This is a genomic window from Leifsonia sp. 563, assembly GCF_040545055.1.
Classification (GTDB): Bacteria; Actinomycetota; Actinomycetes; order Actinomycetales; family Microbacteriaceae; genus Leifsonia.
Genome location: NZ_JBEPLE010000008.1, coordinates 114113 through 127841, shown reverse-complemented (window position 1 = coordinate 127841; position 13729 = coordinate 114113). Strand labels below are relative to the sequence as shown.

The following is a 13729-nucleotide window of genomic DNA, read 5'->3' as shown; positions in this document are numbered from 1 at the left end:
CGCCTCCGCTCTGTGATCATTGGGAGGAAAGCTTACTGTCACCGCCGGGCAGAACGTCCGGCGAAACCGCGAGGAGGATCCCCGTGGCCCTGATCCGCCACTTCATCGCCGGCGAAGAGACCGCCGCAGACTCGGCCGGCGCCCTGCGCACCGGCCCGGTGTTCAACCCGGCAACCGGCGAGCGCCAGCACGAGGTCGCCCTCGCCGACGCCGCCGAGACTGAGCGGGCGATCGCCGCAGCGCGCGCCGCCTTCCCCGCCTGGCGCGCCACCAGCCTGACCAAGCGCGCCGATGTGATGTTCCGCCTCCGTCACCTGCTCACGGAGCGCCGCGACGAGCTCGCCGCCATCGTCACCAGCGAGCACGGCAAGGTGCTCTCCGACGCTGCGGGCGAGATCGGCCGGGGGCTCGAGAACGTGGAGTTCGCGAGCGGCCTGATCGACAAGCTGAAGGGCGAGTACAGCGAGCAGGTGTCCACCGGCATCGACGTGCACAGCGTCAAGCAGCCGGTCGGCGTGGTCGCCTGCATCACCCCGTTCAACTTCCCGGTCATGGTGCCGCTGTGGATGGTCGCGAGCGCCATCGCCTGCGGCAACACCGTCGTGCTGAAGCCGAGCGAGAAGGACCCGAGCGCCTCCGTGTTCCTGGCGAAGCTGTTCCGCGAGGCCGGACTGCCGGACGGCGTGCTCAACGTCGTCCACGGCGACAAGGAGGCGGTGGACACCCTCCTCGACTCCCCCGACGTCGCCGCGGTCAGCTTCGTCGGATCCACGCCGATCGCCCGCTCGATCTACCAGCGCGCGTCGGCGAACGGCAAGCGCGTCCAGGCGCTCGGCGGCGCCAAGAACCACATGGTGGTGCTGGCGGACGCCGACATCGACGCCGCCGCCGACGCCGCGGTCTCGGCCGCCTACGGCTCCGCCGGCGAGCGCTGCATGGCGGTCAGCGTGGTGGTCGCGGTCGGCGACGTCGGCGACCGGCTGGTGCCGGCCATCCAGTCGCGCCTCGGCGCCCTGCGCATCGGGCCGGGCACGGATGCGGCCAGCGAGATGGGCCCGCTCATCACGCGCGAGCACCGCGACAAGGTGGCGTCGTACGTCACCGGCGCCGCGGCGGAGGGCGCGACGGTCGTGGAGGACGGCACCGCGCGCTCGTTCGACGGCGACGGCTTCTTCGTCGGCGTCAGCCTGCTCGACAACGTGAAGCCGGGCATGAGGGCGTACGACGACGAGATCTTCGGCCCGGTGCTGTCAGTGGTGCGCGTCGACACCTTCGACGAGGCGATCGAGCTCATCAACGCCAACCCGTACGGCAACGGCGTCGCGCTGTTCACCCGTGACGGCGGGGCGGCCCGCCGCTTCGAGTTCGAGGTGGAGGTCGGGATGGTCGGCATCAACGTGCCCATCCCCGTGCCGGTCGGCGCCTACTCGTTCGGCGGCTGGAAGAACTCGCTGTTCGGCGACTCGCACATCTACGGACCGGAGTCGTTCCACTTCTACACGCGCAGCAAGGTGGTCACCACGCGCTGGCCCGACCCCCTGCACTCGCGCATCGAGCTGGCTTTCCCGGGCAACGCGTGAGCGAGGAGACGACGATGACGGACACCATCCCGACCACCGGCACGCGGACCGGCTACCTCGACCGGCACGGCGTCGAGCATCCGTTCGGGGATGCGGCGGCCGAGCGCCAGGTGCGCAGCGACGACCGCGCGCACGTCTTCCACTCGTGGAGCGCCCAGGCGAAGATCGACCCGCTGCCGATCGCCGCGGGCGAGGGCTCCACGTTCTGGGACTACGACGGGAATGCGTACCTCGACTTCAGCTCGCAGCTGGTCAACCTGAACCTGGGGCACCAGCATCCCGACCTCGTCGCCGCCATCCAGCAGCAGGCGGGCCGCCTCGCCACGGTGCAGCCGTCCATGGCGAACGACGTGCGCGGCGAGCTGGCTCGGCGTATCGCCGAGGTGGCTCCGGGGACGCTCAACAAGGTCTTCTTCACCAACGGCGGGGCGGATGCGAACGAGTACGCGGTGCGCCTGGCGCGCGCGGTGACCGGCCGCCGTAAGGTGCTGTCGATGTACCGCTCGTATCACGGCGGCACCTCGACCGCGATCGCCCTCACCGGCGACCCGCGGCGCTGGGCGAACGAGCCGAGCGACCCGTCGGTCGCGCACTTCTTCGGCCCGTACCCCTACCGGAGCGCCTTCCACTCGACCTCGCCGGAGGAGGAGACGCAGCGCGCGCTGGAGCACCTCGAGAACGTGATCGTGCTGGAGGGCGCCGGCACGATCGCGGCGCTCATCGCCGAGACCGTCGTCGGCACGAACGGGGTGCTGGTGCCGCCGCCTGGGTACCTCGCGGGCGTGCGGGAGCTGTGCGACCGGTACGGGATCGTGTACATCGCCGACGAGGTCATGGTCGGGTTCGGGCGGATCGGCGAGTGGTTCGCCGTGGATGCGTTCGACGTCGTGCCCGACCTGATCACCTTCGCGAAGGGCGTCAACTCCGGGTACGTACCGCTCGGCGGCGTCGTCATCTCGGACGCCATCGCCGCGCGGTTCGACGATGTGGCGTTCCAGGGCGGCCTCACCTATTCGGGACACCCGCTGGCCTGCGCCGCCGGGGTCGCGACGTTCGACGTGTTCGAGCGGGACGGCATCCTGGAGCGGGTGCGCGACCTCGGCTCGCGCGTGGTCGAGCCGGAGCTCCGGTCGTGGCAGGAGCGGCACCCGTCGCTCGGCGAGGTGCGCGGCCGCGGCCTGTTCTGGGCGCTGGAGCTGGTGCGCGACCGCGAGACGCGGGAGCCGCTGGTGCCGTTCAACGCGGCGGGGCCGGATGCGGCGCCGATGGCCGAGGTCGCGGCGGCCTGCAAGGCCGCGGGCGTCTGGCCGTTCACCCACTTCAACCGCGTGCACGTCGCGCCGCCGCTGGTCATCGCGGAGGACGAGCTGCGTCGTGGTCTCGCCGCGATCGACGCGGCGCTCGACGTCGCGGACCGCTACGCGCGCGTCTGACCGGCGAGTGGATGGGCGGCACCTGGTGTCGTCCATCCACAGCCGCAGCTTGTCCACATCCTGCTTCCCGCCGGTCGGCTCACGGCGGCCGCAAGCTATCGTGGCAGCATGAGTGAACCCGGAGACGGCCGTGTCGCTGTCTACATAGACTTCGACAACATCGTCATATCCCGTTACGACCAGGTGCACGGTCGTGGCTCCTATATGCGCGATCGGCCCAAGTCGAGTTCGACCGCGCCCAAGGCGGGCTTCGCCGAGAAGCTGGCGGAAGCGCGCGTCGACCTGGGTGCGGTGATCGACTTCTCCTCGTCGTTCGGCACGCTGGTGCTGACGCGGGCGTACGCCGACTGGTCGTCCGCCGTCAACGCCGAGTACCGCGGCCAGCTCGTGGGCCGCGCGGTCGACCTCGTTCAGCTCTTCCCGGCCGCCGCCTACGCCAAGAACGGCGCCGACATCCGGCTCGCGGTCGACGCGGTCGAAGACCTCTTCCGGCTTCCCGAGCTCACGCACGTCGTCATCGTCGCGGGCGACTCGGACTACATCCCGCTGGCCCAGCGGGTGAAGCGCCTCGGGCGCTATGTGATCGGGATCGGCGTCGCTGGCTCGACTGCGAAGTCGCTCGCCGCGGCGTGCGACGAGTTCGTCAGCTACGACGACCTCCCCGGCATCGCCCGTGACGAGGCGGAAGACGCGGACGACGTCGAGGTCGCGGCCGGCACCGAGCCGGTGACCGCGGTCGCCGCGGAGCCTGCGGGCGACCGGGCCGAGACGGATGGCGCCGCTGCCGAAGCCGGGGCGGTGGATGCGTCGGCTCCAGCCGCCGAGCCTGCCCAGCGGCCGAAGCGCGGCAGCCGCAAGCGCGCGGCGACCACGACCAGCGCCGACGACGCGGACGAGGAGCAGAGCGAGGACCCGCAGCACGTGGCCACCCGCCTCCTCGCCCGAGCCATGCAGCTCGGCCACGAGAAGGACGACTCGCCGTGGCTGCACAGCTCGACGGTCAAGGGCCAGATGAAGAGGATGGACCCGTCCTTCAGCGAGAAGGCCCTCGGGTACCGCTCGTTCAGCGACTTCATCAAGTCGCGCGGCGACCTGGTCGAGCTCGACGACAGCTCGACCGCCCAGATGCTTCGCCTCGCACCGACCCGCCCGCGCCGTGCCCGGCACAGCGGCCGCGCTGCGGACCGCGTCTCCGCCACCTGAGACGGCATGGTGGGGGTCTTGAGCCGGCGCACAGCCGACGGGAGTTGACTGCGAGCATGGCGAGCCAGAAGACAGCACGACAGTGGCGAGCGACCCGCTGGGGCGGGCCGGAGACATGGGAGTTCGCGGAGGTCGAGGTTCCGGAACCTCGGCAGGGCGAGGTCACGATCGAGGTCCGCGCCGCGGGCGTCAATCCGGCGGACTACAAGCACGTGTCCGCACCCCGAGAGGGCCTCGAGCTCCCGGTCCCGATCGGCTACGAGGTGGCCGGCGTCATCGCGGCCATCGGTCCGGATACCGAGATCGCGTCCGGCGGCGGGGCCGTCGGCGACGCGGTCGTCGCGTTCCGCATCCAGGGCGGCTATGCCACCGCCGTCACCGTCCCGGCGAAGGACGTCTTCGCCAAGCCCGCTCGACTGGCCGACGAAGAGGCCGCGAACCTGCTGCTCGTCGGCACGACGGCCGCCCAGATGCTCGACGTGACCCACGTGCGCGCGGGCGAGACCATCCTCGTGCACGGAGCATCGGGCGCGGTCGGCGTGAGCATCCTCCAGCAGGCGGCCGAGATCGGCGCCCGCGTCATCGGAACGGCGAGCGAAGCGAGCTTCGCCCGCGTGCGCCGCTTCGGTGGCCTGCCGATCGCATACGGACCGGGGCTCGCAGAGCGGGCGACGGAAGCCGCCCAGGGCCCCATCGCCGCGGCGCTCGACACGGTCGGAACCGACGAGGCGATCGACGTCTCCCTCGAACTCGTCCCCGACCGGCTGCGCATCGTCACGATCGTCGCGGCCCAGCGCGCACAACAGGAGGGCTTCCACGCCGTCTTCGGCGCGCAGCCGGAGAGCCAGGCGTTCCGCGATTCCGTGCGCGGCCCGCTCCTCGAGCTGGCCGGCAGCGGCCGCCTCCAGGTCCCAATGGCGCGGACGTATCCACTCGCCGATGCGCCGGAGGCCCTCGCGTTCCTGAAGGAGGGACACCCGGGCGGCAAGCTCGCGCTGCTGCCCTGAGTGCGGCCAGGCGGGCCGCGAGGCGAAGGAATCAGCCGGCGGGCTTGGTCGCCTTCCCGTCGAGCCACAGCGTTGCCGACTCGTCCCGGTGCACGCCGTCCGTCCCGACGAACTTCGTGTCGATCTGCGGGCCCTTGGTGATCACATGCACCATCGCCATCCCGTGCCCGCGCCCCAGCCCGTAATCGTCCTTCAGCCAGGCGAGGATCTCACCCGCCTTGGTGCCCGGGCCGAACCCGCGCTCCCCCGCCTCCGCGACCAGTTCGCGCGGTGTCTTGCCGGTCTTGTCCTCGACCGCGTCGAGATAAGCCTGGAACGACATCCTCAGTCCCCTCTCTCGTCGCGCTCGACGATGGCCTCCGCCTCCGCTTCGGAGACGACCACCATTCCACCGGTGCGCTGGCTCGTGCGCAGGAGCACATCCATCCACTTGTCGTTGAGTCGCGGCGGCTTGGTCCCGCTGAACACGAACGCCAGCGGGATGTCCCGGCTGATCCAGAGGCTCACCCGGCCTCCGCCGAGGTCGGCGGGGATCTGCCAGTTCAGCAGGAAGCTCTCGTGGCGGCGCAGCTTCGTGACGACGGCGATCTTGACGTGCGCCAGGGTGCGGTCGTCGAACTCGTACTCCTGCGGCGCGGTCCCGTAGACCAGCCTTCCCACGTCACGCCCCCTCGCGGCGCTTGCCGTTCCTCGTCCGGCTCGCCCGATAGGTGCCCTCCGGGACCTCTTCGCGGATCTCCGCGCGCAGGTCGTCCTCGAGCATCAGCCCGGAGTTGCTGTTGGCCCGCTCGCCGAGGATGGTCAGCCAGTCGCGGTTCAACTCCGGCAGCTCCGGTCGCGCGAACACGAACTGCAGCGAGATGGAGGGGTCGAGCCAGATCGACCGCAGCACGCCCTCGGAGCCGGCCGTGCGATCCGTCCAGATGAGGAGGAAGCCCTCCCGGCGCCGCAGCTTGGTCTGGACCACCGCTTGGAGGTGCGCGAGCACCCGGTCGTCGAACGTGAAGCCGTCGGCCCCGTCGTAGATCAGCGTTCCCACGCGAATCCTTCCTGTCTGGATCACTTTCTCCAAACCACCGCGCGCCGTCAAGTCACGGTTGGGCGAATCGCCGTAAAGTCCGGTCATGGACGCACTTACGCGAACCATCAAAGCGGCCCTCCTCTACGAGGACGGCCGAACCCTCGACAGCGTCGTGGTCGTGCCCCTGATCGGCGGGTGCCCTCCCGGCGAGATCCGCGTCGCCACCCTGTTCGCCGGGGCCCTCGCCTACGACGTGTACGAGCTGGCCGACGAGGAGGAGTACTCGTCGATGCCCGCCTACCCCTACCGCTCCACCATCCCCGTCACGACCGAGGACCTCGACGACTGATCGCGCGATCCGGGTAGCGTGGACGGGGTGACCCGCTCCGACGATCCTGCGCGCCCGCGCACGGGGGCGGCCGTCGCCGCGCTCAGCCTCGGCACGCTGCTGAACCCGCTCAACTCGTCGATGATCGCCGTGGCCCTCGTGCCGCTGCAGCACGACTTCGGTGTGGATGTGACGGCCGTGACCTGGGTCATCACGTCGTTCTACCTGGCGTCGGCCGCCGGCCAGCCGCTGATGGGTCGACTCGGCGACCGCTTCGGCCCGCGCCGTCTGTTCCTGTTCGGGATGCTGGTCGTCGTCCTCGCCTGCGCGCTCACGCCGTTCGCAGGCTCCCTCGCCGCCGTCTGCGTCGGCCGAGTGGCTCTCGCGGTGGGGACGGCGACCGCGTTCCCCTCGGCGATCGCCCTGCTGCGACCGCTCGCGGCGGCCTCCGGGGTGGGGACGCCGCGACTGCTCGGCCGCATCCAGATCGCCAACACCTCCGGCGCCGCCATCGGACCGGTGCTCGGCGGCGCGTTGATCACGTTCCTCGGCTGGGAGTCGATCTTCTGGGTGAACGTGCCGCTGGCCCTGATCGCCTTCGTCGGCGTGTGGTTCTTCGCACCGGCGGACGCCGAGCGGGAGCGGGTGCCGCTGGGGCGCACGCTGGCCGAGTCCGACATCCCGGGCATCCTGCTGTTCATCGCGACCCTCACGTCGCTGCTTGTCTTCCTGCTCGACCTCGAACCGCAGCCGCTCTGGTGGCTGCTGCCGGTGTGCGCCGTGGCCGCCGCGCTGTTCGTCTGGCGGGAGTTGCGCACAGCGCACCCGTTCCTCGATCTGCGGCTGCTGGCGGCGAACCGGCGTCTGCTGCTGGTGTACCTCAGCTTCGCGATCTTCAACGTCGTCTACTACTCCGCCTTCTTCGGCCTGCCGCAGTACCTGCAGACGCACGGAGGCTACAGCGCGGGCGTCGCCGGACTGCTCATGTTCCCGCTCGCGGCCGTGACCATCGTCGTCACGCCGCTCGCCGCGCGCGCGATCGAGTCCGTCGGGCTGCGGCCGACGTTGATCACCGGTGCGATCGCGCTCGTCGTCGGGGCCGCCCTTCTCGCCGTCGCCGCCGCGACGACGGCACCCTGGGTCGTGCTCGTGCTCACTGCGGCACTCGGCATCCCCTACTGCGTCGTCAGCATCGGGATGAATCAGGCGCTCTACTCGGCGGCTCGCCCGGAGGACAGCGGCGTCGCCGCGGGCATCTTCCAGACGTCGCGCTATGTCGGAGCGATCGTCGCGACGACGGTGCTCGGGCTGCTGTTCAGCGGTGGGACGACCGCGGGCAGCTGGCTGGCGGCCGTCGGCGTCGCGACCGTGCTGGCGGTGGTGCACCTGGCGCTGCTGGTGTTCGTGCGGCCCGGGCGTGCGAGGCGTGCCGCCGCCGCTGCCTCCTGACCGCGGCTGCTGGCGTTTTGGCCTGTGGGTCGCAACACGCCGTCATGGGCGCGCCAGAACGGCGTATTGCGACCCACAGGCGGTCGGCCGGTCGCCTGCGCTCAGGCGACCAGGGTGGTGCCGGGGGGCACCATGCGCTGCTGGGCGATCGACGACGCGCGGCAGAGCGGATTTCGGCAGCCCACCGCGACCGTCACCACTGCCCATGCCCCGCGTGACGTCGGCACCAGCCGCCGTTCCGCGGAGATCGGCCCTCCGCACACTCTGCACACCCGTGAGTCCGCGACCATCGTGATCATCCCCATCCGACCCGTGGCGCCCGCATCGCCTCTTCCATGGTCCGCCCGGCGGCGTGCGGAAGCAAGAGTTGCGACGAATGCCGGGCGGTCGGGATGTGCGCAATTCCGTCCCCAGCGGACGTCCTCTCCCCCTTTTCCACAGTTCCCTCGCCGACCGTCCCCCGCTGAACCGAACGGGTAGCGTCGACTCCATGCAGATCGACGTCCCCACCACGGTCGGCCCCGGCCGCCTGACCGTCTCCGCGGCCGAACGCCCCACCGCAGTGCTCTGGCTGGGCCACGGCGCCGGCGGCGGCATCGAGGCGGCCGACCTCGCAGTGCTGGCCTCCCGGCTGCCCGGGGAGGGCATCACGGTCGTCCGCTACGAGCAGCCGTGGCGGGTCGCGGGCAAGCGCGTGGCCGCCCGTCCGGCCACCCTCGACATCGCCTGGCAGGAGACCGCGCCGCGGGTCCGGGAGCTCGCGGGCAACCTCCCCCTGGTGACCGGCGGCCGCAGCGCGGGCGCGCGCGTCGCTTGCCGGACGGCGACGGCCCTCGGCGTTCGAGCTGTCGTCTGCCTTGCGTTCCCGTTGCACCCGCCGGGCAAGGCCGATCGGTCGCGGCTCGACGAACTGCTCGAGCCGGTCGTCCCTGTGCTCGTCGTCCAGGGCGGAGGCGACCCGTTCGGATCAGCGGCTCTCGTCGCCTCCGAAGTGGAGGCGGAGGAGGCCGGCGCCTCCTCGGCCGAGGCAGCCGATCGCATCCAGGTGGTGGAGGTCCCGGGCGCCGACCACGGCATGAGGGTGCCGAAGGCGTCCCCGCTGGGCGCAGCCGGTGTGCGAGACCTCATCGCTTCGACCGTCGCGGAGTTCGTCCGCGCCGTCGTGTGACGGAGGAGGTCAGTACTCGCCCTTGATCACGAAATAGGACCCGCGGATGGTCCCCGCGAGCCGGGACTTCTGGCGCGCGAACTTGAACGACGACAGCTCCTCCGGCACGTCCATCCCGTCGGAGAGCTTGAAGCCGACCGCCCGCTTGCCGCCCTCGGCGAGCGTGTACATCACGTTGATCGACAGCCCGGACTCGTAGAAGACGTACGTCATCCGCATCCCGTCGGCCTCGAAGTCCGTGGCCTCGAGCGCCGGAGAGCCGATGACGATGCCGCGCTCCTCCTTCAGGACGCGCGCGACCCGGTCCACCGCATCCTGCTCTTCCTCCGCGGTCCCGACGGTGAAGACGTGGTCGTACTTGTTGCGGTAGTACCGCGCTTCGTTCGCGCGGAGGCCGGCGAGCGCGTCCGCGACCGGCGACGATTCGAGCCCGACGGTGGAGACGTTCTCGAAGTCGACGACGTACGGCATGGGTCCTCCTGGATGTGCGGTGTCGAGCCTTACCGTAGCGTGCGTCGCGCTCTGGGCGCGCGCTGGCGTGTCCGCTGCCCGCACGCACCGCGTCCGCGTCAGGATCGTGGGGTGTCCGAGCTGCTGATGCGCATCCACAGTCCCGAGTTCCAGGCGATGTCCGAGCGGGTGCTGGAGGTGACCGCGCTGACCTCGCGGCTGAACGTCCTTCCCTTCGACGACGAGGACGGCAAATCCGCCCTGTTCGAGCAGATCCTGGGCCGCCCGCTCCCGCCACGCGTGACCATCTACCCGCCGTTCTTCACCGATCACGGCCGCAACCTGGAGCTGGCGGAGCGGGTGTTCATCAACCAGAACTGCACCTTCCTCGACTACGCGGGCATCACCCTCGGCGAGCGCGTGATGGTCGCCCCGAAGGCGACCTTCATCACCGTCGGCCACCCCGTCGACACCGACGACCGCCGCATCTGGCTGACCGGCGGCCCCATCACGGTCGAGGAGAACGTGTGGATCGGCGCGGGAGCCACCATCCTCCCCGGCGTCACCATCGGCCGCGACTCCGTGATCGCCGCCGGCGCGACCGTCGCGGAGGACGTGCCCGCGCGGACGCTGGTCGCCGGTCCGAAGGCGGCGGTGCTGCGGAGCTGGTGAAGGGGCCGGCGGCCGCGGAAACGGAGGATTCCCGCTCCGACGCGCCGCGAGCCCGCAGGAAACGGAGGATCGCTCGCTCCCGAGGTGGCGCTCTAGCCTCCGTTTCGGCCGAATCCGGCGCCCCGATGCATCCCGAGTCGTCAGAAACGCACGCTCGACTTTCCCGCGCGCCGACGGCTCCACTCCCGTGGCCAGCGAACGTGAGCGCACGAGAACGCGAGCAGGAGCCAACCGGCGAGCAGTATCCATGGATTCGGCTCCAACACGTCGAAACGCCCCCCGAAGTCGTCACTGATCGTGGTCCGCCCCGCGAGAACGAGGGAACCGACGATCAGCACCGCGCCTACGGATATCCCGACGAAGGCGAATTCGGCATGGGCGCGCCAGAAGTTGCGGGCACGGGGAATCAGGCGGAGTGGGAGGCCTCCCGCCATGACGATGACCGTCGTCACGAAGGCCGCCGCGGCGCTCAGCATGAACCACCCGATCATCGTCGGAATGCCGTCATAAGAGCCCGCCGCGATGCAGACGACCAGCCCTGCGAAGCCCATGACGGCGAGGGTCAATGCCGACTGTCCACCCGCCTCCAGGAGCCCGCGCAGTATGCCGGCCGTCACGCCGTTCTGCTGCCCGCCACGCATGCGTCCACGCTAGTGAGGCGCAGCCCCGGAGGGATCATCCCTCAGAGGGATTCTCGGCGGGACGACGAGCACGCGTCCGCGCGCGAAGGTCACGTCGAGCGGCATGAGATGACAGGATCGACCCGTGACCGCCGAATCGACCGACGAGCCGCTGGAGCGAGCCGCCGGCTCCGGGCGGACGACCGAGGTCCGGCTGCGGCAGTCGAGTCGCGGTGCACGCGTGGCGGCCATCACCACGCTGATCGTCTTCCTGCTCGCCTGCCTGGCGGGTCTGCTCTATCCGTCCCCGGATGTGTCAATGGTCGATCGGAGTCTGGCCCCGCTCATCTGGGTTGCCGTCTGCCTGCTCGCTGTCGCTGTGGTGCGGTCGCTGTTCGTCGGGGTATACCTGTCCGACCGCCACATCCGGGTTCGGAGCTGGTTCCGCACCTACACGATCCCGCTCGATGCCGAGACCCGGTGCCGACCCGACAGGTGGCACAGTTGGTTCGTCACCCGCGGCACCCCGTACCGGTCGGTGCAGGTGCTGTTTCTCTCCTGGATGCGCGAAGGAAGAGGCACCTCCCGCTCGTTCCCGGCGACGGCCGTACGCCGCTCCCGCGCCATCGCCCAGGCGGATGTCGTCAACGCGTTCATCGGCGCCACCGCAGCGGGCGCGGCGCCGGCTGTCCGGGACTTCGCTCGCGGATCCGAATGGCTTCGGATCACCGCCGACTCCCGGCGAAGGCTGGCTGAGCGGGACGCCGAACGGGACCACCGCGGCGTGCGCGCATGAATGGCGCGGCTGCTACTTGGTGAAGACCGCGTCGAGGACGCGCCCGTCGACGAGGTTCAATCGCACGCGCCAGCACGACCACGTATGAGCGACGACGGCGTCATCTACCAGCCGAGCATCCGTCCATGCGTCATCGGAGCCGAAACCGGTCGGAGTCGCAGTCCAGAGGACGGCCCCATCGGGCTGGACAAGTGAGACGGACTCGAACAGATTCCCATCCGGGTGTGGGTCCAGCCGGAGGGTGACTCCTCCGCCGCTGTCATGGTCACTCACGGTCGTGGGCCTCCACCACATCGCCGTCCGGCCCGCGCCGGAAGCTGCGCGTCACCTCGATGCACCCGACGATGTTGCCGTTGAGCTCCTCGAGCTGCTCGGCGGGAATCCAATACTCGAGGATGGTCTCACCACCGACCTGCTGCACCTCGAAACGGTCCAGAAAGTCCTTTCGCACGCGGAAGCGGGTGACGTGCCCGACGCCGGACGCTTTGACGTTCCAATCTCGCGCAATGCGGACCGCGTAGTCCTCGTTGAGCACCGGATAGAAGATCGGCTGGTCCGGCAACCGCGGAGGCCATCGCGTCCAGCCGGATTCCTCCACCAGCACCAGCTCTTCGGGCCCCGTCGGACGCCAAAGCGTGACGGTTTCGACGTCGGTCATGGCTCATATGCTAAACGGACGTTCGAGCCTCGCTTCGACTATTGCGACCTGCGATCTGCAAAGAGGTCCGCGACATCCCTCGCAGCCCGGCTGAGTTCTTCCCCGGGCTCGATGAGCAGCGTCGACCGAGCGGACCAACGACGGTGCGGTCCCCCCTGAAGGCGCACATCGAGCTCGACGTGGCCACGGTGCGCCGCTGCGATCGACACCTCGCCCTCGACCGACTCCCACACGCGTTCGCCGGTCCATCCGCGCCAGTCCTGAGCCAACTGCCTGAAGAACTCGACCAAGTCGTCGAACCCCTGCGCGTAGTTGGCGACGACTTCCGCGCGGGCGTTCAGGCCTTCGACTTCCAGGACGGCAGTCACGTATTCCGCTGAACCATCTCCTGCGCGACGCACGTCGCCGAACCGCAGCGCACCGCGTTCGTTGCCGATCGTCGCAGCATCCACGAGATCGATCATGGCGCAGGACCGGTGGATGCGCGTGCCCGCGCGCCGCAACGGCTCAGCTCAACGGGCGGACGCGGAGATGCGGACCAGCCCAGGTCACGAAGAGCTCGTCCGCGCCGTGCGTCTCGAGGATGATGATCAGCTCTTCGAATTCGAGGATCACGCCGTCCAACGCCTCGCGGGAGGTGCGGGTCGTGCGATAGCCGAGGAGTCGCTCGCCGACGACGGCGCGATAGGGGTCCTCCCGCGTCACATCGAACTCGCGCCACGCGCCAGACGCCCGAACGAACCTGCGGTTCTCGTCCGATAGCGGTTCGGCGAAAGGATCCTGCCAGCGGGTGACGCCGACCGCGAGCCGCTCGCCATCACCCCCGGCGTCGAAGCGGCGAACCTCACCGGAGTCGAAACAGAATTGAAGGGGACCGTCGTCCGACGGCGCCGAGCGCCCGTCGACATAGCGAAGGCGCTGGATGCTCTCGACCCGCGACCCAACCACCTGATCGATCAACGTGAGTCGACCGTCGAGGTAGTCCATCTGATTCCTGCTCAACGATCCAGCGTCCGGATGGATTCGGTGCGAGATGCGGCGGGGTCCACCCTCTGGAAAGCGATGAATTCCGCATCGGCGTCATGGAAGACGAAGACACTGCGGGTTGGATCTGGCTGCATCAGCTCTGCACCGGCCTGCCACAACTCCGGCAGCACGTGCCAGCTGATCCGTTCGCGCTGGTGCGCGACCAGCCATTCACGGGTGGATGGCGAGACGGCTTCCCACCATCGAGGCACCTCGGTCATACGGGAGACCATACCTGGCGGAGTCGTGCGGGCCGGCGACACGACGCAAGGGAAACTCCACCGCGTTCCGTCACGGATTGGCGTTCAGTATCCTGAC

General features: G+C 69.9%; 18 protein-coding genes. 9 read left to right on the top strand and 9 right to left on the bottom strand.

Annotation, left to right across the window (positions count from 1 at the left end; genetic code table 11):
* The first annotated feature begins 83 nt into the window (after nt 1–83).
* From ABIC47_RS18525 to ABIC47_RS18510, 4 genes are all read left to right on the top strand, one after another.
* Nucleotides 84–1580, top strand: coding sequence for a CoA-acylating methylmalonate-semialdehyde dehydrogenase (locus ABIC47_RS18525; protein ID WP_354482895.1), 1497 nt, complete (start codon nt 84–86; stop codon nt 1578–1580).
* A 14-nt stretch (nt 1581–1594) separates the two neighbouring features.
* Nucleotides 1595–3013 carry an aspartate aminotransferase family protein gene (locus tag ABIC47_RS18520; RefSeq protein WP_354482893.1) on the top strand — a complete coding sequence of 473 codons (1419 nt, stop codon included), beginning with the start codon at nt 1595–1597 and terminating at the stop codon, nt 3011–3013.
* Between the two features lie 108 nt (nt 3014–3121).
* Nucleotides 3122–4216, top strand: a complete 1095-nt coding sequence (locus ABIC47_RS18515) for an NYN domain-containing protein (RefSeq protein WP_354482890.1) — start codon at nt 3122–3124, stop codon at nt 4214–4216.
* A gap of 56 nt (nt 4217–4272) precedes the next feature.
* Nucleotides 4273–5223 (top strand): NADP-dependent oxidoreductase, encoded by a 951-nt coding sequence (locus ABIC47_RS18510; RefSeq protein WP_354482887.1) that lies wholly within the window; start codon nt 4273–4275, stop codon nt 5221–5223.
* Nucleotides 5224–5254: 31 nt separating this feature from the next.
* On the opposite strand, the gene ABIC47_RS18505 is transcribed toward ABIC47_RS18510, so the two are convergent.
* The 3 genes from ABIC47_RS18505 to ABIC47_RS18495 are packed head-to-tail and all read right to left on the bottom strand — an operon-like array spanning nt 5255 to nt 6262.
* Nucleotides 5255–5545, bottom strand: coding sequence for a DUF4287 domain-containing protein (locus tag ABIC47_RS18505; protein ID WP_018191525.1), 291 nt, complete (start codon nt 5543–5545; stop codon nt 5255–5257).
* A 2-nt stretch (nt 5546–5547) separates the two neighbouring features.
* The gene (locus ABIC47_RS18500) at nt 5548–5883 is read right to left on the bottom strand and encodes a DUF7882 family protein (RefSeq protein ID WP_020077261.1); all 336 of its coding nucleotides are present in this window, start codon (nt 5881–5883) and stop codon (nt 5548–5550) included.
* A 1-nt stretch (nt 5884) separates the two neighbouring features.
* Complete coding sequence (locus ABIC47_RS18495; RefSeq protein ID WP_089876497.1) at nt 5885–6262, bottom strand: DUF7882 family protein; 378 nt, start codon at nt 6260–6262, stop codon at nt 5885–5887.
* An 85-nt stretch (nt 6263–6347) separates the two neighbouring features.
* On the opposite strand from ABIC47_RS18495, the gene ABIC47_RS18490 reads away from it, so the two are divergent.
* The 3 genes from ABIC47_RS18490 (at nt 6348) to ABIC47_RS18480 (ending at nt 9189) form a co-directional block, all read left to right on the top strand.
* On the top strand, nt 6348–6593 hold the full coding sequence (locus tag ABIC47_RS18490; RefSeq protein ID WP_089876499.1) for a hypothetical protein: 246 nt from the start codon (nt 6348–6350) through the stop codon (nt 6591–6593).
* Between the two features lie 27 nt (nt 6594–6620).
* On the top strand, nt 6621–8021 hold the full coding sequence (locus tag ABIC47_RS18485; RefSeq protein ID WP_354482883.1) for an MFS transporter: 1401 nt from the start codon (nt 6621–6623) through the stop codon (nt 8019–8021).
* 490 nt (nt 8022–8511) lie between these two features.
* Nucleotides 8512–9189 carry an alpha/beta hydrolase family protein gene (locus tag ABIC47_RS18480; protein ID WP_354482881.1) on the top strand — a complete coding sequence of 226 codons (678 nt, stop codon included), beginning with the start codon at nt 8512–8514 and terminating at the stop codon, nt 9187–9189.
* Nucleotides 9190–9198: 9 nt separating this feature from the next.
* Here ABIC47_RS18480 and ABIC47_RS18475 read toward each other — a convergent pair whose 3' ends face one another.
* A complete protein-coding gene (locus ABIC47_RS18475) occupies nt 9199–9660 on the bottom strand; it encodes a DUF8821 family protein (protein WP_354482878.1) in 462 nt (153 codons plus the stop codon).
* Between the two features lie 111 nt (nt 9661–9771).
* Here ABIC47_RS18475 and ABIC47_RS18470 point away from each other — a divergent pair, with 111 nt between their 5' ends.
* Nucleotides 9772–10311, top strand: a complete 540-nt coding sequence (locus ABIC47_RS18470; protein ID WP_354482876.1) for a sugar O-acetyltransferase — start codon at nt 9772–9774, stop codon at nt 10309–10311.
* Nucleotides 10312–10451: 140 nt separating this feature from the next.
* On the opposite strand, the gene ABIC47_RS18465 is transcribed toward ABIC47_RS18470, so the two are convergent.
* The gene (locus tag ABIC47_RS18465) at nt 10452–10952 is read right to left on the bottom strand and encodes a hypothetical protein (protein ID WP_354482873.1); all 501 of its coding nucleotides are present in this window, start codon (nt 10950–10952) and stop codon (nt 10452–10454) included.
* A 124-nt stretch (nt 10953–11076) separates the two neighbouring features.
* On the opposite strand from ABIC47_RS18465, the gene ABIC47_RS18460 reads away from it, so the two are divergent.
* Entirely contained in the window at nt 11077–11727 is a 651-nt protein-coding gene (locus ABIC47_RS18460; protein ID WP_354482871.1) for a hypothetical protein, read from the top strand.
* Between the two features lie 265 nt (nt 11728–11992).
* On the opposite strand, the gene ABIC47_RS18455 is transcribed toward ABIC47_RS18460, so the two are convergent.
* From ABIC47_RS18455 to ABIC47_RS18440, 4 genes are read right to left on the bottom strand one after another with little or no spacing between them, the layout of a single operon-like run.
* Complete coding sequence (locus ABIC47_RS18455) at nt 11993–12385, bottom strand: ADP-ribosylation/crystallin J1 (protein ID WP_354482869.1); 393 nt, start codon at nt 12383–12385, stop codon at nt 11993–11995.
* A 38-nt stretch (nt 12386–12423) separates the two neighbouring features.
* Nucleotides 12424–12849: a DUF6228 family protein gene (locus ABIC47_RS18450; RefSeq protein WP_354482868.1), complete on the bottom strand. Its 426-nt coding sequence runs from the start codon at nt 12847–12849 to the stop codon at nt 12424–12426.
* A 43-nt stretch (nt 12850–12892) separates the two neighbouring features.
* Entirely contained in the window at nt 12893–13372 is a 480-nt protein-coding gene (locus ABIC47_RS18445; RefSeq protein ID WP_354482865.1) for a hypothetical protein, read from the bottom strand.
* Nucleotides 13373–13383: 11 nt separating this feature from the next.
* Nucleotides 13384–13632 carry a hypothetical protein gene (locus tag ABIC47_RS18440; protein WP_354482863.1) on the bottom strand — a complete coding sequence of 83 codons (249 nt, stop codon included), beginning with the start codon at nt 13630–13632 and terminating at the stop codon, nt 13384–13386.
* Nucleotides 13633–13729: the final 97 nt, after the last annotated feature.

Bases quoted from the DNA above. Each gene is read 5' to 3' on its own strand.
- ABIC47_RS18465 (WP_354482873.1), bottom strand. From the start codon at position 10,952: ATGCGTGGCGGGCAGCAGAACGGCGTGACGGCCGGCATACTGCGCGGG.
- ABIC47_RS18505 (WP_018191525.1), bottom strand. From the start codon at position 5,545: ATGTCGTTCCAGGCTTATCTCGACGCGGTCGAGGACAAGACCGGCAAG.
- ABIC47_RS18450 (WP_354482868.1), bottom strand. From the start codon at position 12,849: ATGATCGATCTCGTGGATGCTGCGACGATCGGCAACGAACGCGGTGCG.
- ABIC47_RS18515 (WP_354482890.1), top strand. From the start codon at position 3,122: ATGAGTGAACCCGGAGACGGCCGTGTCGCTGTCTACATAGACTTCGAC.
- ABIC47_RS18490 (WP_089876499.1), top strand. From the start codon at position 6,348: ATGGACGCACTTACGCGAACCATCAAAGCGGCCCTCCTCTACGAGGAC.
- ABIC47_RS18445 (WP_354482865.1), bottom strand. From the start codon at position 13,372: ATGGACTACCTCGACGGTCGACTCACGTTGATCGATCAGGTGGTTGGG.
- ABIC47_RS18475 (WP_354482878.1), bottom strand. From the start codon at position 9,660: ATGCCGTACGTCGTCGACTTCGAGAACGTCTCCACCGTCGGGCTCGAA.
- ABIC47_RS18520 (WP_354482893.1), top strand. From the start codon at position 1,595: ATGACGGACACCATCCCGACCACCGGCACGCGGACCGGCTACCTCGAC.
- ABIC47_RS18440 (WP_354482863.1), bottom strand. From the start codon at position 13,632: ATGACCGAGGTGCCTCGATGGTGGGAAGCCGTCTCGCCATCCACCCGT.
- ABIC47_RS18480 (WP_354482881.1), top strand. From the start codon at position 8,512: ATGCAGATCGACGTCCCCACCACGGTCGGCCCCGGCCGCCTGACCGTC.
- ABIC47_RS18455 (WP_354482869.1), bottom strand. From the start codon at position 12,385: ATGACCGACGTCGAAACCGTCACGCTTTGGCGTCCGACGGGGCCCGAA.
- ABIC47_RS18510 (WP_354482887.1), top strand. From the start codon at position 4,273: ATGGCGAGCCAGAAGACAGCACGACAGTGGCGAGCGACCCGCTGGGGC.